A 17250-nucleotide genomic window follows, 5' to 3' on the forward strand; every position below is an offset into this window, starting at 1 on the left:
TGGCATGGGCCGCGCAGGAGGGATCCCCGGCGTAACGATCGTGGACGGTTTCGCGGCGAGGCGCCGGGTACGGCTAGACTTCTGCGAGGCTCTGGCGTGCCAACCCGTCTTGAGCCCTTAAATCCGTCAGCAGCCGCTGCATGAGGAGCCACTGAGTTGTCACGTCGCCTGTTCACCTCCGAGTCGGTCACCGAGGGCCATCCGGACAAGATCGCCGACCAGATCAGTGACGCGATCCTGGACGCCATGCTCAAGGACGACCACAAGAGCCGGGTCGCCGTCGAGACGATGATCACCACCGGCCAGGTCCACGTCGCGGGCGAGGTGACGACCGAGACCTATGTCGACATTCCCGGCGTCATCCGGGAGAAGATCCTGGAGATCGGCTACGACGCTTCCTACAAGGGCTTCGACGGCGCCTCCTGCGGCGTGTCGGTGTCCATCGGAGCGCAGTCGCCCGACATCGCCCAGGGTGTCGACGACGCCTACGAGCACCGCGTCGAGGGTGACGTCGACGAGCTCGACCGCCAGGGCGCGGGCGACCAGGGCCTGATGTTCGGCTACGCCTGCCGCGAGACGCCCGAGCTGATGCCGCTGCCGATCATGCTCGCCCACCGCCTGGCCCTGCGACTGTCCGAGGTCCGCAAGTCCGGCACCGTGCCCTACCTCCGCCCCGACGGCAAGACCCAGGTCACGGTCGAGTACGACGGCGACCGGCCGGTCCGGCTCGACACCGTGGTGGTCTCCACCCAGCACGCCGCCGAGATCGACCTCAAGGAGATGCTGACCCCCGACATCAAGGAGCACGTCGTCGACGTCGTGCTCACGGGGCTCGACATCGAGACCGACGGCTACCGCCTGCTGGTCAACCCGACCGGCCGCTTCGAGATCGGCGGCCCGATGGGCGACGCCGGCCTCACCGGTCGCAAGATCATCATCGACACCTACGGCGGCGCGGCCCGTCACGGTGGCGGCGCGTTCTCCGGCAAGGACCCGTCCAAGGTCGACCGTTCGGCCGCCTACGCCATGCGCTGGGTCGCCAAGAACGTCGTGGCCGCCGGGCTCGCCGACCGCTGTGAGGTCCAGGTCGCGTACGCGATCGGCAAGGCCGAGCCCGTCGGCCTGTTCGTCGAGTGCTTCGGCACCGAGAAGCTGCCGGTGGAGAAGATCCAGACGGCCGTCCTCGACGTGTTCGACCTGCGTCCCGCGGCGATCATCCGCGACCTCGACCTGCTGCGGCCGATCTACTCCGAGACCGCCGCCTACGGCCACTTCGGCCGCGAGGGCTTCTCCTGGGAGTCCACCGACCGCGCCGAGACCCTCCGCACGGCCGCCGGCCTCTGACACCCGGCACCTCGGGAGCTCCCGCGCCCTCCCGGCGCAGGCGCTCCCGCAGGGCCGCCTCCCTTCCCGGGCCTGGCGTTCTGTAAGGGTTGCTCCGGTCCTGTGCCTGGCGCTCCGGGAAGGTTGTTTCCGTCCTGTGCGTCGTGCGGCGGGAGGGTTGCTTCCGGCCTGCGCCCGGCGCTCCCGAACGGATGCCGGGCCTTCGGCGCTCGATGCAACCGGGTCGCTCTCGTGCTTTCGGCGTAGGGGTGCTTCCGCCAGGTTCGTCGCGCCTTCGGTGCTCGGTGGGACTGAGGGAAGCTCCTTCGGGGCTCGGGCTCTGTCGTGCGGTTCGATGCCGCCGTCTCCGTGGTCTGCCCCGCGATGTCGCGGCGGGCGGATCATGTGATGTGCGCGACCGTTCGTGCAGGGTCCGCGCCGTCGAAGGAAGTCCATCCCCTTAATGCCTCCGCGCGGCCACCCTGTCATGAGCGGCTGACCGCGAGGCTGCGCCGCCCGGCTTGCTTCGTCCTCGCCGTCGGGTCACGGCCAGGATCGGCGCCCGCTCCCGAGTGGGGTCCTTGGACGAGGGCTGGTCGGGGCAGGCAGGTCTGGGGGAAGGGGCGGGCGTTCCCGGCCGTCGCGTCTGGTAGACGTAGTGCGTGACCGACTCCGACGACGCGCTCCTGCCGCTCGACGCCGTGCGGCCCGCGGCGTCGCCGAAAGGGGCCAAGGGAGCCGTCGTCCCCGCCGCCGAGCTGCCCGTCGCCCGGGTGGCGGTGGACAACCCGCTGCCCCACCTGGATCGGCCGTTCGACTACCTGGTGCCCGCCGCCATGCACGACACGGCGCGGCCGGGGGTGCGGGTGCGGGTGCGGTTCGCGGGCAAGCTGGTCGACGGGTTCCTGCTGGAGCGGGCCGGTCAGAGCGACCACGCGGGCAAGCTGACGCCGCTCGAACGCGTCGTCTCACCTGAGCAGGTGCTGACGCCCGAGGTCGCGGGGCTGGCCAGGGCTGTGGCCGACCGCTACGCGGGCACGCTGGGCGACGTCCTCCGCCTCGCGATCCCGCCCCGCCACGCCAGGACGGAGGCCGCCACCCGCCCCGTTCCCGAGACCTCCGGCGAGCAGGCCGCGTCCGAGCGGGAGCCCGAACCCCAGGATGTTCCCGATGCGGGGACGTGGGCGGAGTATCCGATGGGCCCGTCGTTCATCGACGCGCTGCGCAACGGGAGGGCGCCGCGTGCGGTGTGGACGGCGCTGCCCGGCGGGGGCGGATGGGCGACGGGGTTCGCCGAAGCGGTGCGGGCGACCCTGGAAGGGGGCAGGGGCGCGCTGGCCGTGGTGCCCGACGGCAAGGATGTGGCGCTGCTAGACGAGGAGCTCAGCCGGGCGCTGGGGCCCGGACGGCACGTGGCGCTCACCTCGGACCTGGGCCCGGCCGAGCGGTACCGGCGGTGGCTGAGCGTGCTGCGCGGGCAGGCGCGGGCGGTGGTGGGCACGCGGGCGGCGATGTTCGCGCCCGTCGAACGGCTCGGGCTGGTGGCGGTCTGGGACGACGGGGACGACCTGCACGCCGAACGCCTGGCCCCGTACCCGCACGCCCGTGAGGTGCTCGGGCTGCGCGCGCACCGGACCGGCGCGGCCATGCTGATCGGCGGGTACGCGCGTACGGCCGAGGCCACACAGCTCATCGCGGCCCGGTGGGCGCGGCCGATCGTGGCCGCGAGGCAGGAGATCAGGCGCAGGGCGCCGCGCGTGCGCGCCGCGGGGGAGGACGCCGAGCTGGCCAGGGACCAGGCGGCGCGGGCGGCGAGGCTGCCCAGCGTGGCGTGGCGGGTGCTGCGTCAGGGCCTGGAACACGGGCCCGTCCTGGTGCAGGTCCCCAGACGGGGATACCTGCCCGCGCTGGCGTGCGCGCACTGCCGCGCCCCCGCCCGGTGCGCCCTCCCGCCGACCCGCATGAGCGCCCTGGAATGGGCCGGCCCGCCCTCCGGTGAGGGACAGCTCCCGTACGAGGAGACCGGGGAGGGCGCGGCCGGATCGCGTCAGGACACGTACGGCGAGGCGGGGCGCGGGTCGCGGGACGCGGCTCCGGGCGGGTCACGCCGTGGCGTGCCCGACGGCGGAGAAGCGGGTGTCGGGTCGCGGGACGCGGTTCCGGGTGGCTCACGTCATGGCGGGGAAGCACCGGCTCCGGACGGGGCGCGTCGCGGCGGGCTCGACGGCGGGGAGGCGGGGCCTGGGGAGGGGGGCCGGGGGGCCGAGGAGTTCTGTCACGGGCCGCTGGCGCTGCGCACCGGGCATGCGGCGCCCTACTGCCGCTGGTGCGGGCGGGTCGACGCCGCCTGGAAGTGCCCGGCCTGCGGGAGCCACCGGCTGCGTGCCGTGGTGGTGGGAGCCCGGCGCACCGCGGAGGAGCTGGGCAGGGCGTTCCCGTCGGTGCCGGTGCGGACGTCGGGGCGGGACGGGGTGCTGGCCCGGCTGCCCGCCGGTCCCGCGCTGGTGGTGGCCACGCCGGGGGCGGAGCCGGTCGCCGAGGGCGGGTACGCGGCGGCCGTGCTGCTCGACGGGTGGGCGCTGCTGGGCCGGGCCGACCTGCGGGCGGGGGAGGAGGCGGTGCGCCGGTGGATGAACGCCGCCGCCCTGCTCCGCCCGGCCGCCGAGCTCGTGGTGCTCGCCGACGCCGCGCTGCCCGCCGTGCAGGCGCTGGTGCGCTGGGACCCGGTCACGCACGCAGAACGCGAACTCGCCGACCGCGCCGAGCTGGGCTTCCCGCCCGCGGTGCGGATGGCCACGCTCACCGGCGCCGCCTCGGCCGTGCGGCAGATGCTGGAGGAGTCCCGCCTGCCCGGGGGAGCGCAGGTGCTCGGCCCGGTGCCGGTCGACGACGCGGGCCGGGAACGCGCCATGGTACGGGTGCCGCGCGGCGGAGGTGCCGCTCTGGCCGCCGCGCTCAAAGGGGCCAGCGGGGTGCGTGCCGCGAGAAAGGCAGCAGAGGTGGTGAAGGTGTGTGTCGACCCCCTCGACCTGATTTAGACCGTTTCCCCGATTCGCTCATCCGTAAGCCAGCCGTTAGCGTGCCTGTGTGTCGATCGAATGGGTGAACTCGGCCATCGACGACCTGCGCGCCTGGGGGCGCGCCCGGGGCGTCGAGGTGGACGCGGACGAGGTCCGCTTGCTCTGCGACTACGCCAGCGACTACCTGAACGTCAACAAGCTCGCCGACTTCACGCCCGCCACGTTCGACGAGCTGCTGCTGTCCATCTATCCGCGCAAGGTCATCGCGCCCCCGGAGAGCGCCGAGGAGACCGTGGCCGCCGGGCGCACGCTCGTCCGCTACCTGCAGGAGTCGGGCGAGGTCGGCGACGAGACCGCCGCCGCCATGCGCGAGCGGCTGGCCGACATCGAGACCCGCATGCCCGACGCCCTGGCCGACACGGCCAACTTCGGCATGGCCAAGAGCCTGTTCAGCTCCATCGGGCCCGAATCCCTGGAGCAGTCCATCGCCATCCCGTCCGGTGAGGTGCCCGATCTGGGGGAGGCGCCCTGCGACTGCCCCGGCTGCACCCCGCGTCCCGCCGTCCGGCCGGCCGCGCCCGAGGAGCTGGAGGCGGAGCTGCGCGGCGTCCCGCTCCTGGCCGCGCTCGACCGCGGCGCGGTCCCCTACCTGGAAGGGCTGCGCGCGCCCGGCGACCCGCTGGGCAGGTGGGCGGCCGTCGTGGCCCACCTGATGGAGGGCGACACGGGCGGCGGGGTCACCGGCTCGGCGGGCGTCGACGAGGAGCTCTACGACCTGTTCGACATGCTCTACCGGGTGCAGGCCCCGGTGCCCGCCGAGGTGATCGGCGAATACCTGGAGGAGCTCGTCGAGGACGAGGTGGACGTGCCCGCCGTGCTCGCCCGCCTCGCCTGGTGCGGCCTCGTACGCCTCACCGGAGACGGCGCCCACCCTGCGGCCGGGCTCACCCCCGCCGCCGTGTGGGCGCTGCGCGAGCACTACCTCGCGCTCGGACTCGACGCGCCGCAGGCGCCCGACCTGGCCGAGGCCGACGCGCGCGGGCTCATCGAAGGGCTGCTCGACGGCGTGCCTGCCGAGCTGGCCGAGTCCGACATCGACCGCTGGCTGGCCGCCAGGAGCCCCGAGGAGGCCGCGGCCGAGCTGTTCGACGCCGCCTCGGGCGCGCCCGCCGTCGCCCGTGGGATCGCCGTCACCATCGTCGACCGGCTCGGCGCCGGGGCCGAGCCCGCGGTGCGCGGCGGCCTCGACGACCCCGAGCTCCGGCCGCACGCCATCCACTGGCTCATCTCGCGCGGCCTGCCCGCCCCGCACCTCACCCACGACGAGCTTCTCTGGGTCAGCGTCGACATGCTCGCGCTGGCGATGCCGCACGCCCAGGAGGCTCCCGAGATCTTCGCCGAGAACATGGGCGCCTCTGGTCCGCCCGCCCACCTGATCGAGGAGATGTGGCAGGTGGACCATCCCGACGTGGTCGAGGTCCTGGAGCTGCTCGGGCGCTCGCTGCCCGACACCACGACGGCCAAGGCCGCGCGCAAGGCCGCGTTCAAGGCACGCTCGCGGGCCATCCGTTGAGTACGCCTCTGTGACTCACGTGCAGTAAGTTTCGTGGGTGGCAAACAACGTCTTCGACCTCGCCGAGCTGCGCAAGCTGATCGATGAGCAGGCCGCTCCGCCGGGGCCGCCTGAGGAGACGCCCGTGGAGCACGAGGCGCTCACCTTCCCGCCTGTCACTCTGGCCGACGACGCCGAGCTGGCGAGGGCGGTTCCCCAGGTGCCGCTCGTCGCCGACGCGGTGCGCCTGGCCGGCTGGACGGGCACCCGCCCCGTCACCCCCGAGGGCCTGCCGACCGAGGCCGACGCCGCGGCCGCCGCCGCCGAGCTCGGGCTCGACCCCTCCCGCCTGCGCCTCGTCTGGATCGTCGCCGTCAACACCGGCCTGCTCCAGATCCTCGGCGGCCGCGCCTCCCGCGGTCCGCTGCCGCAGCGGCTGACCGTCGAGGCCACGCTCGAGTTCTGGGACGGCGTGGTCATGGACGTCCTCGACCGCGCGGACGAGGGCCTGACCGGCTCCGCCGTCGTCGACGGCCACCTGGCCGAGATGCTCGCCACGATCTACTCCGTACGGTCCGGCGTCGCGGTCGCCAACCTGGCCCGCGGCATCCTGCAGTCCCACGAGGTCGCCTGCGCCCCCGGCGAGACCGGGATGCGCCGCATGGCCGCCGACCTGCCCGGCGAGCTGCTGCAGGCGCTGTCACTGCTGGCCTACTGCGGCGTGGTCGAGCAGACCGCCGCCGGCCGCACCGCGCTCACCCCGCTCGGCGTCTGGGCCATCAGGCGCGACCTGCTGCGCGAGGGCCACGACGCGCCCACCTCCGCGGAGGTCGAGGTGTTCGCCGACCTGACCGCGGCCGAGCTGGTCGACGCCCTGGTCAGCGGGTCCGCCACGCAGAGCGCGGTGGCGGGGTGGCTGGAGCGCCGCCCGCCCGAGGAGGCCGCGCGCGAGCTGATCGCCATCGCCGCCGAGGGCACCGCCGGCCGGCGCGGCGCGGTGGGAGCCGTCCTGGAGGAGCTCGGCCCCGAGGCCGAGTCGCCCCTGCGCGAGGCGCTCGATCTGCCGCTCATGCGCCGCTACGCCGCCTCCTGGCTGCACATCCGCGACCTCGACGCGCCCCCGCTCAGCCCTGAGGACCACACCTGGATCGCCGTCGACTCGCTGGCCGCCCTCATGCATCTGTCCGGTCACGCCGCCGACCGGCTCGACACGCCCGAACCCCGCGAGGACCTCATCCGCCTCGTCGCCGAGATGCCCTCCGTCGGCCACCCCGACACCGTCGCCGTGCTCGACATGCTCGCCCGCGCCCACGGCGACGAGGCCGTCGTCAAGGCCGCGCGCAAAGCGGCGATGAAGGCTCGCTCGTTCGCCCACTAAACTGAGCTGATCCCTCGAAGAAACGGAGTGACCCTTGGCGATCCAGGCGATCCGGCTGTTCGGAGACCCGGTGCTGCGCACGCCGGCGGCTCCGGTGGTCGACTTCGACAAGGAGCTCCGCAAGCTCGTCAAAGACCTCACCGACACGATGATGGACGCGCCGGGCGCCGGCCTCGCCGCCCCTCAGATCGGCGTCGGGCTGCGGGTGTTCACCTACTACGTGGACGACCAGCTGGGCCACCTCATCAACCCCGACCTCGACCTGTCCAGCGAGCTCGACGAGGAGGGCGAGGAGGGCTGCCTGTCCTTCCCCGGCCTGTCCTTCCCGACGCCCCGCGCGATCCGCGCCGTCGCCAAGGGCTTCGACATGCACGGGGAGCCGGTCGTGCTGGAGGGCACCGACCTGATGGCGCGCTGCTTCCAGCACGAGACCGACCACCTCGACGGCATCCTGTTCATCGACCGGATGGACCCCAAGCAGCGCAAGCTCGCGATGAAGGCCGTGCGCGAGGCCGAGTGGAGCGGGCTGCAGGCGCCCGCGGTCAAGTTCTCGCCCCACCCGACCGGCGGAAAGGCTCTCTGACGATGCGGCTGGTCTTCGCCGGCACCCCGGAGACGGCGCTGCCGTCGCTGCGCGCCCTGCTCGACTCGCCGCGTCACGAGGTCGTCGCGGTCGTCACCCGCCCCGACGCCCAGTCGGGGCGCGGCCGCAAGGTGCACCCGTCGCCGGTGGCCGAGCTGGCCGAGGAGAGCGGCATCGAGGTGCTGCGCCCGGTCAAGGCAGGCGACCCCGCCTTCCTCGACCGGCTGCGCGCCCTGGAGCCCGACTGCTGCGCCGTCGTCGCGTACGGCGCGCTGCTGCCGCAGGCCGCGCTCGACATCCCCCGGCACGGCTGGGTCAACCTCCACTTCTCGATCCTGCCCGCCTGGCGCGGCGCCGCCCCCGTGCAGCACGCCGTGCTCCACGGCGACGAGATCACCGGCGCGACCACGTTCCGCATCGTCAAGGAGCTCGACGCCGGTCCGGTCTTCGGCGTCGTCACCGAGGAGGTCAGGCCAGGCGACACCAGCGGCGCGCTGCTCGAACGGCTGTCGGTCTCCGGCGCCGGGCTGCTCGCCGCCACCCTCGACGGCATCGAGGACGGCAAGCTGGAGGCACGCCCGCAGCCGTCCGAAGGGGTGAGCCTCGCTCCCAAGATCAGCGTTGAGGACGCCCGCGTCGACTGGTCCGCCCCCGCCATGAGGATCGACCGGCTCATCCGCGCCTGCACCCCCGGCCCGGGGGCGTGGGCCGAGTTCCGCGGCCAGCGGGTCAAGCTCGGCCCGGTGCGCGTCGCCGCCGGAGAGGAGCGCCTCGCCCCCGGCGAGCTGGCGGCCGGCAAGCACCGCGTCCTGGCCGGCACCGCCACCGACCCGGTCGAGCTGGGCGAGGTCCAGCCCCAGGGCAAGCGCCTGATGAGCGCGGTCGAGTGGGCCCGCGGCGTTCGCCCGGAGGCCCGGGAGTGCCTCCGGTGAGCGACCAGATCTGTCGAGACGGTGCGCCCGGCCGTGAGGCGGACGCCCCGCGGGGCGTGACCGCCGGGTTCGCGGAGCTCGGAGCGAAGGAAGCCCGGCCTCGTCCATGCGCGGGCATCGCCGGCCGAGGCGTTACGGAAAGTCGGAGGGCATGAGACCACGGGGTGCCGCGGGCAGGGGCGGTGCGGGAAGGCCGCGCAGGCCGGTGCGCGACCAGGCGCGCAACACCGCCTTCGACGTCATGCGCGCCGTGGCGGAACGCGACGCGTACGCCAACCTGCTCCTGCCGCGGCTCCTGCGGGAGCGCGGCATCGGGGGGCGCGACGCGGCGCTCGCCACGGAGCTGACCTACGGGACGCTGCGCGGGCTCGGCACCTACGACGCGATCATCGAGGTGTGCGGCGACCGCGCGCCCGACCCGGCGGTGCGCGACGCGCTGCGGCTGGGCGCCCACCAGCTGCTGAAGATGCGAGTCCCGCCGCACGCCGCCGTCGGCACCAGCGTCGACCTGGTACGGCTGCGCGTCGGGCAGGGGGCGGCCAAGTTCGTCAACGCGGTGCTGCGCAAGATCGCCGGGCGGACGCTGGAGGAGTGGGTGGCGATCGTCGCGCCCGACCCCGACCGTGACCCGGCGGGTCACCTGGCCGTCGCCCACAGCCACCCGCGCTGGGTGGTGACCGCCTTCCGCGACGCGCTGGGCGAGGACGCCGCGGAGACCGCGGATCTGCTGGCCGCCGACAACGACCGTCCGCTGGTGACGCTGGTGGCGCGTCCCGGGCGCTCCTCGGCGAAGGAGCTGCGCGACGCGGGGGCCGAGCCCGCCCGCTACTCCCCGTACGGGGCCTACCTGCCCGAAGGCGATCCCGGCCAGATCGCGGCGGTGGCCGAGACCCGGGCCGCGGTGCAGGACGAGGCCAGCCAGCTCGTGACGCTCGCCCTCACCCGCGTCCCGCTCGACGGCCGCGACGAGCGCTGGCTCGACCTGTGCGCGGGCCCGGGCGGCAAGGCGGGCCTTCTCGACGCCATCGCGACCCACGGCGACCTCGAAGGACTCGCGGCCCCGTCGGCCCAGCGAGGCGAGGAGGGGCCGGGTGGCGGAGCGCCCCGCGCGTTCCCCGGTGGGGCGTGGGTGATGGCCAGTGACGTGCAGCATCATCGGGCGCGGCTGGTGTTGCAGACCACGGACGACGCGTTGGTGATCACCGCTGACGGCACCGCGCCGGCGTGGCGGCCGGGGGCGTTCGACCGGGTCATGCTCGACGCTCCCTGCACCGGGCTGGGGGCGCTGCGGCGCCGGCCGGAGGCGCGGTGGCGGCGCGAGCCGTCGAGCGTCGCCGAGCTGAGCCGGCTCCAGCGGGAGCTGCTCGGCACCGCGCTGGACTCGGTCAGGCCCGGCGGGGTCGTCGCCTACGTCACCTGCTCGCCGCACCTGGCCGAGACCCGGGTGGTGGTGGGCGACGTGCTGGCCCGCAGGGACGACGTGGAGCAGCTCGACGCACGCGACTACCTGCCCGGGATCGGCGGGCTCGGCGAGGGGCCGCACGCGCAGTTCTGGCCGCACCGGCACGGCACCGACGCGATGTTCCTGGCCCTGCTCCGCAAGCGCCCGTGACCGGCGAGGTCCTCTCGCCGCGGAAGTGAGACGGCCCGCTGGGCGGGGCAGGGACACCGGCACCCAATAGACTCGGGGCATCATGGCCGTACAGATCTCTCCCAGCATCCTCTCCGCCGACTTCGCGCGGCTCGCCGACGAGGCCGCCGCGGTGCCGAACGCCGACTGGCTGCACGTGGATGTCATGGACTACCACTTCGTCCCCAACCTGACCCTCGGGCTGCCCGTGGTCGAGGCGCTGCGCAAGGCGACCTCGCTGCCGCTCGACTGCCACCTCATGATCGACGACCCCGACCGGTGGGCGCCCTCGTACGCGGAAGCGGGGGCGGGGAGCGTGACCATCCACGCGGAGGCGTCCTCGGCCCCCGTGCGCACCCTGCGGGAGATCCGGTCGCTGGGCGCCAGGGCGGGGCTCGCGCTCAACCCGGCCACCGCCGTGGAGCCGTACGAGGATCTCCTCCGCGAGATCGACATGCTGCTGCTGATGACGGTGGAGCCCGGGTTCGGCGGGCAGTCGTTCCTCGACATGGTGCTGCCGAAGATCCGGCGGGCCCGGGACCTCATCGAGCGGCACGGCGGCCAGGTGTGGCTCCAGGTCGACGGCGGCATCGCCGGCGACACCATCGAGCGGTGCGCGGTGGCGGGAGCCGACGTGTTCGTGGCGGGCAACGCCGTCTACGGCGCCGACGACCCGGCCGCGGCGATCGACTCGCTGCGCGCCCTGGCCGACGGGGCGTCCTGACCGGCCCCCGCCACGAGGCGGGGGCTTCTGGTCAGTCCTGGAGCGCGGGGTCGAGGACGATGTCCTCGCCCTCCGTCGTCGGCTCCTCGGGGAAGTGACAGGCGGTCAGGTGGCCGTCGCGGTTGCCCGACAGCCGCAGCAGCGGCGGCTCCTCGGTCGCGCACTTGTCCTGCGCCTTCCAGCAGCGGGTGCGGAAGCGGCAGCCGGACGGCGGGTCGACCGGGGAGGGCACGTCGCCCGCCAGGCGGATGCGCTCGCGGGGCGGGGCGTCCAGGTCGGCGTCGGGCACGGCCGACAGCAGGGCGTGCGTGTACGGGTGCCGGGGCCGCTCGTACAACGACTCCCGGTCGGCGATCTCCACCACCTTGCCGAGATACATCACCGCGACCCGCTGCGAGAAGTGCCGCACCACGGCCAGGTCGTGCGCGATGAACAGGAACGCGATGCCCAGCTCCCGCTGCACCCGCTGGAGCAGGTTGATCACCTGGGCCTGGATCGACACGTCCAGCGCCGACACCGGCTCGTCCGCGATGATCAGCCTGGGGTTCACCGACAGCGCGCGGGCGACGCCGATGCGCTGGCGCTGGCCGCCGGAGAACTCGTGGGGGAAGCGGTTGTAGTGCTCCGGGTTGAGCCCGACGATCTCCAGCAGCTCACGGACCCTGGCCTCCCGGCCGCCCGGCGGGTCGATGCCGTTGACCTCCATCGGCCCCTTGATGATCGACCCGACCGTGTGGCGCGGGTTGAGCGACGAGTACGGGTCCTGGAAGATCATCTGGATCTGGGAGCGGATCGGCTTCAGGTCGCGCCGGGAGGCGTGGCTGATGTCGCGGCCCTGGTAGCTGACCGTGCCCTTGGTCGGTTCCAGCAGCCGGGCGGCCAGCCGGCCGGTGGTGGACTTGCCGCAACCCGACTCGCCGACCAGGCCGAGCGTCTCGCCGCTGTGCACGGTCAGGTCGATGCCGTCCACCGCGTGCACGGCGCCGACCTGGCGCTTGATGAACGCGCCGCCTCTGACGGGGAAGTGCTTCTCCAGGCCGGACAGCTCCAGCAGCTTCTCCGTCACGTCGTCTCCTTACCGGCCGCTCGTTCGCGGATCTCCGTCTTCTGCTTCAGCGGCAGGTAGCAGGCGTCCCCGTGGCCGCGGTGCGGCGACAGCTCCGGCCGCTCACCCGTGCACACCTCGCGCCCCAGCAGTTCCATGAAGTCGCAGCGGGGGTGGAACGGGCAGCCGCGCGGGACGTTGATCAGGCTGGGCGGCGTGCCGCGCACCGGGCGCAGCGGCTCGTCCACCGCCTGGCGCAGGCTCGGCATGGACCCGAGCAGCCCCCACGTGTACGGGTGGCGGGGCTCGCGCAGCACCTCGCGCATCGTGCCCCGTTCCACGGCGCGGCCCGCGTACATGACCAGCACCTCGTGCGCCGTGCTGGCCACCACGCCCAGGTCGTGCGTGACCAGGATGATCGCGGTGCCGGTCTGCTCCTGCAGCTCGCGCAGCAGGTCGAGGATCTGCGCCTGTACGGTGACGTCCAGCGCGGTCGTCGGCTCGTCGGCGATGAGCAGGCCGGGGTCGCAGACCAGGGCCATCGCGATCATCGCCCGCTGCCGCATGCCGCCGGAGAACTGGTGGGGGTACTCGTCGACGCGGAGCTTCGGCTGCGGGATGCCGACCCGGTCGAGCATCTCGATGGCCCGGTCCCGCGCCACCGACCTGGAGACGCCCTTGTGCTTGCGGTACACCTCGGCGATCTGCGCGCCGACCGTGTGGAACGGGGACAGCGAGGTCAGCGGATCCTGGAAGATCATCGCGATCTTGTTGCCGCGCAGCCGCTCCATCGTGGACCGGGACGCCGTCAGCAGCTCCTGGCCGTCGAGCGTGATGCTGCCGGAGATCTGCGCGGTCTCCGGGTTGTGCAGGCCGAGCACGGCCAGGTTGGTCACCGACTTGCCGGAGCCGGACTCGCCCACGATGCCCAGCGTGCTGCCCCGTTCGACCTCGAAGGAGAGCCCGCCCACGGCGTGCACGACGCCGTCCTCGGTGTGGAAGTCGACGGTGAGGTCGTTGACTTCGAGATACATCAGCTCAGCCTCACGCGGGGGTCGATGACGGCGTACAGGGAGTCGACGACCACGTTCATCAGCACGATCGCGCCGGCCGCGAGCACCACCGTGGCCATCAGCGTCGGCAGGTCGGAGTAGTCGACCGCGCGCACCGCCAGCCGCCCGATGCCCTGCAGGCCGAACGTGGTCTCGGTGATGATCGCGCCGCCGATGAGCGTGCCCAGGTCGACACCGAAGATCGTGATGACCGGGGTGAGCGTTCCGCGCAGCGCGAACCGCAGCACCACGCTCCGCCCCGACATGCCCTTGGCCCTGGCCGTGCGGACGTAGTCCTCGTTGAGGTTCTCCACCATGGTGGAGCGGGTGATGCGGGTGTAGTTCGCGGTGAAGATGAGCGCCAGGACCAGCCAGGGCAGCAACAGCCCGTTGAACCAGCCGAGCGGATCTTCCGTGATCGGCACGTACTTGGGCTGGGAGAAGACCTGTGTCTGGTAGACGAACAGGTACATGGCCAGGGTGCCGACGAAGTAGATCTGCACCGACGCGCCGATCAGCGACGCCACGCTGGCGACCTTGTCGAGCGGCTTGCCCTGACGCAGCGCGGCGACGATGCCGGTGGCCACGCCGAAGATCAGGAAGATCACCGCGGCGCCGAGCGTGAGCGCGATCGTGACCGGCATCCGGTCCATGATCGTCTCGAACACCGGGGCCTTGTTGACGAACGAGAAGCCGAGACAGGGCGCCGGGCAGTGGCCGAGGCCCTCGTAGTCACGGCCGACGAAGATTCCGGACAGCCATGACACGAACTGCACCAGGAGCGGCTGGTCGATGCCCAGGTTGCGGCGGGCCTGCTCCAGCGTCTCCGGCGGGCACACCTTGCCGCAGGCCAGCCGGGCCGGGTCCGCGGGAATCGCGTAGAACAGGAAGAAGGTCACCGCCGAGATGACCAGCAGGATGACCGCCGCTCCCAGCACGCGGCGGATGAGGAATCGAAGCACGAGATCTCCAAGAGGGTGCCCCGGGCGCCCGCACGGACGCCCGGGGCGGTGGCACTACGGCTTCACGAAGATGGTGTTCGGGGAGACCACCCACATCTGCGGGTCGATCTCGGCGCCGCCCACCTTCGAACCGTGCAGCGTGGTCGCGATCCGGTTCTCGGCGACGACCAGCGGCGCGTGCTTCTCCTGGATCTCCTTGTCCAGCGCCATCCAGGCGGCGTTGGCCGCGTCGATGTCCGGGTTCTCGGAGATCTCCTTCATCTTCGCGTCCAGCTCAGGGTCGCGAAGGTGCGTCATGTTCTGGCCGCCGTCGCTGACCGGGCCGAAGATGATCGGCATGACCGTCGAGCCCGACGGCCAGTCGGAGCCCCAGCCGCCCCAGTACAGGTCGAACTCGTTCTTGGTCTGGCTGATCGAGTCGTAGTACGTCTTGCGGTCCAGCGGCTTGGTCACGACCTTGATGCCGGCCTTCTCCAGGGCGTTCTTGATCACGACGGTGATCTGCTCCTGGGTGGGCGTCTGGTTGTACGCGTAGACGATGGTGGGGTTCGGGTCGCTCGACTCGGCCAGCAGCTGCTTGGCCTTCTCGATGTCGCCCTCGGGCTTGGCCGTCTTGCCGTACAGGTCGTACGACTCGTACCCGACCGTGGTGTTCTCGTTCAGGATCGTCGTCGGCAGCGCCGCGGCGGCCGGGCCGCCCATCGTCTGCTGGATCTGCTTCGACGGCCACGCGTGGTTGATCGCCTGGCGGACCTTGATGTCCTTCACCCGGTCGAGGTTGAAGTAGTAGTAGTTGCCGTACGGCGAGGGGCTGACCATGCGGCGGTCGGCCAGGCTCTGGTCCTGCAGCACCTGCTGCAGCCGCTCCGGCGGCGTCGTCGCGTAGAAGGTGAACGCCTGCTGGTCAGGGCCGTTGTCCGCGATGAAGCGGTCGGTGATCTGCAGGGCCTCCTGGCCGAACTCCAGCTTCCAGGTGTCCGGGTAGGCGCCGCGGATCGGGTCGGTGGCGGCGTCCCAGTGCGGGTTGCGCTCCAGCTCCATCGACTTGTCGACGGTGTGCGACTTGATGATGTACGGGCCGGAGGCGACGGGCTCCTTGTCGTACTTCTCCTTGGTGTCCTTGGCCTTGGGCACGATGGCGTAGCCGCCCATGGCGAAGGCGTAGTTGGCGTCGGCGTGCGGCGTCTTGAACTTGAAGACGATCGTCTTGTCGTCCGGGGTCTCGATGGTGTCGAGCCGCTTGCCGTCGTACGGGCCCTCGTAGGCCTTCCGGTAGTCCTCCTCGGTCAGCCACTGCTGGATGTAGGAGGGACCGAAGGTGACGAACGGCGCGAACATCCGCTCGATCGTCCACTTGACGTCCTCGGACGTGATCGCCGAGCCGTCCTGCCACTTCACCCCGTCCTTGAGGGTGAAGGTCCAGGTCTTGCCGCCGTCGGACACCTGGCCCGCGTCCGTGGCGAGGTCGCCGACGAGCTTGTACTCGCCCTTGGCGACCCGCTTGTACCCGGTCAGGCCGCGGTGGATGAGCAGGCCGAAGTTGGACTCGGTGTTGACGTAGATCTGCGCCGGGTCCAGGTGGCTGAAGTCGTCGCGGTCGATCATGGTGACCGTGCCGCCCTTGACCACGCCCTCAGGCTCGATGGCCGGGCCCTTCGAGTCCTCGGCCGTGCCCAGGGTGATCACGGCCGGCTTGTACTCCGCCTGCGGCGGCGCCGACTCTCCGGAGCTGGGGGCGGCCGACGGCGCGCCCTGGTTTCCCGGCGCGCAGGCGCCGACCAGGGTCAGCGACGCCGCGGCGAGCACCGCGAGCACCGACCTCGTACGGTGGTTCATCTCTCTCCTCTAGCGCTTGATCTTGGGGTCGAAGGCGTCACGCACGGAATCGCCGAGCAGGTTGAAGGCGATCACGAAGATCAACAACGCGACGCCGGGGAAGATGAGGTACGTGATGTCGTTCTGGTAGACCTGGGTCGCCCGCAGGAACATGCGCCCCCAGTCGGGCACCAGCTCACCCATCCCGACGCCGAGGAACGACAGCCCCGCCTCGGCCGTCACCATGGCGGGCAGCAGCAGCGTCGACTGGATGAGGATCGGCGTCCACAGGTTGGGCAGCAGCTCCTTGAACACGATCCGGGCCGGCGAGGCGCCGGTGACCTTGGCGGCCTCGACGAACTCGCGCTCGCGCAGCGACAGCACGTAACCGCGCAGCAGCCGGGCCAGCCCCGCCCAGCCGAAGGCGCTGAGCATGATCGTGAGCGAGACGGCGCGCAGCCAGATCGGCGTCTCCTCGTCCGGCGGCACCAGCAGGCTCTCCACCACCGGGGTGAACGCGATGATGAAGATCGTCGACGGGAAGGACAGCGTCAGGTCGATGATCCGGCCGATGAAGTAGTCGGTCCTGCCGCCGATGTAGCCGGCCACGATGCCGATCACGATGCCGAGCGCGGTGATGATCAGGGTCGCGGCCAGGGCGATGCCGAGCGACGTCCTGATGCCGTACACCAGTTGCATGAACACGTCCCGGCCGAGGCTCGGCTCCAGCCCGAACCAGTACTCGGAGCTGATGCCGCCGTTGGGCAGGATCGGGTAGCCGTAGTCGTTCAGCAGTCCTGGGATGTCCTGCCCGTACAGGGTGTACGGGTCCTTGCCGTACAGCCACGAGATCACGGGCGCGAAGATCGCCACCAGGAAGAAGAAGATGACGATCACCGCGGAGGTGACGCCGACGCGGTCGCGGCGGAAGCGCGTCCACATCAGCCGGCCGGGTGACCGGCCGGCGGTGTCCTGGGTTTCGGTCACGGACGTCGCGTCGGTGGTGATCGCGGTGGACGTCGGTGTCGTCATGTGGTCGGGGTCCCTCAGCACGTACGAAATCCGGAAATTCCGGGCCACAGGCGACGTTCTCAGGTCATCTCACTCTGTGACAATGCCTCCACGGTTTTTCGTAAGTTTGTTGTAAAAAATAGACTTTGTCGTATTCGCAAAGTCATTGACCTGCCATATCGCCGGATGCAAGAATCAGAACCGTTTATACGCTCAGTAATCA

Annotated in this window: 13 protein-coding genes; 8 read left to right on the forward strand and 5 right to left on the reverse strand. The window is 72.0% G+C overall.

Features of this window, described 5'->3' with window-relative positions:
• Positions 1-156 precede the first annotated feature (156 nt).
• From metK to rpe, 8 genes are all read left to right on the forward strand, one after another.
• Positions 157-1344 (forward strand): methionine adenosyltransferase, encoded by a 1188-nt coding sequence (gene metK / locus KME79_RS04285; protein ID WP_219543390.1) that lies wholly within the window; start codon positions 157-159, stop codon positions 1342-1344.
• 641 nt (positions 1345-1985) lie between these two features.
• Complete coding sequence (locus tag KME79_RS04290) at positions 1986-4361, forward strand: primosomal protein N' (protein ID WP_219543391.1); 2376 nt, start codon at positions 1986-1988, stop codon at positions 4359-4361.
• Positions 4362-4410: 49 nt separating this feature from the next.
• Complete coding sequence (locus KME79_RS04295) at positions 4411-5916, forward strand: serine/threonine-protein kinase (RefSeq protein ID WP_219543392.1); 1506 nt, start codon at positions 4411-4413, stop codon at positions 5914-5916.
• A gap of 37 nt (positions 5917-5953) precedes the next feature.
• Entirely contained in the window at positions 5954-7273 is a 1320-nt protein-coding gene (locus KME79_RS04300) for a hypothetical protein (protein WP_148032715.1), read from the forward strand.
• A gap of 34 nt (positions 7274-7307) precedes the next feature.
• Positions 7308-7856 carry a peptide deformylase gene (def, locus tag KME79_RS04305; RefSeq protein WP_148032714.1) on the forward strand — a complete coding sequence of 183 codons (549 nt, stop codon included), beginning with the start codon at positions 7308-7310 and terminating at the stop codon, positions 7854-7856.
• Positions 7857-7858: 2 nt separating this feature from the next.
• The gene (gene fmt, locus KME79_RS04310) at positions 7859-8788 is read left to right on the forward strand and encodes a methionyl-tRNA formyltransferase (protein WP_219543393.1); all 930 of its coding nucleotides are present in this window, start codon (positions 7859-7861) and stop codon (positions 8786-8788) included.
• A 151-nt stretch (positions 8789-8939) separates the two neighbouring features.
• Entirely contained in the window at positions 8940-10400 is a 1461-nt protein-coding gene (locus KME79_RS04315) for an RsmB/NOP family class I SAM-dependent RNA methyltransferase (RefSeq protein WP_219543394.1), read from the forward strand.
• Between the two features lie 82 nt (positions 10401-10482).
• Positions 10483-11142, forward strand: coding sequence for a ribulose-phosphate 3-epimerase (rpe, locus tag KME79_RS04320; RefSeq protein ID WP_148032711.1), 660 nt, complete (start codon positions 10483-10485; stop codon positions 11140-11142).
• A gap of 31 nt (positions 11143-11173) precedes the next feature.
• Here the strand turns inward: rpe and KME79_RS04325 are convergent, their stop codons facing one another.
• Genes KME79_RS04325 through KME79_RS04345 form a run of 5 tightly spaced genes read right to left on the reverse strand, consistent with a single transcriptional unit; the run spans position 11174 to position 17048 of the window.
• On the reverse strand, positions 11174-12208 hold the full coding sequence (locus KME79_RS04325) for an ABC transporter ATP-binding protein (protein WP_219543395.1): 1035 nt from the start codon (positions 12206-12208) through the stop codon (positions 11174-11176).
• Positions 12205-13221, reverse strand: a complete 1017-nt coding sequence (locus tag KME79_RS04330) for an ABC transporter ATP-binding protein (protein ID WP_219543396.1) — start codon at positions 13219-13221, stop codon at positions 12205-12207. The genes KME79_RS04325 and KME79_RS04330 overlap by 4 nt, the downstream gene beginning before the upstream one ends.
• Positions 13221-14201 (reverse strand): ABC transporter permease, encoded by a 981-nt coding sequence (locus KME79_RS04335; RefSeq protein ID WP_148032708.1) that lies wholly within the window; start codon positions 14199-14201, stop codon positions 13221-13223. The genes KME79_RS04330 and KME79_RS04335 overlap by 1 nt, the downstream gene beginning before the upstream one ends.
• 54 nt (positions 14202-14255) lie before the next feature.
• Positions 14256-16037 (reverse strand): ABC transporter substrate-binding protein, encoded by a 1782-nt coding sequence (locus tag KME79_RS04340; RefSeq protein WP_148032707.1) that lies wholly within the window; start codon positions 16035-16037, stop codon positions 14256-14258.
• A 9-nt stretch (positions 16038-16046) separates the two neighbouring features.
• Entirely contained in the window at positions 16047-17048 is a 1002-nt protein-coding gene (locus KME79_RS04345; RefSeq protein WP_148032706.1) for an ABC transporter permease, read from the reverse strand.
• Between the last annotated feature and the right edge of the window lie 202 nt (positions 17049-17250).

This window comes from Nonomuraea harbinensis, from assembly GCF_019396385.1.
In the GTDB taxonomy this organism is placed as follows: domain Bacteria; phylum Actinomycetota; class Actinomycetes; order Streptosporangiales; family Streptosporangiaceae; genus Nonomuraea; species Nonomuraea ferruginea.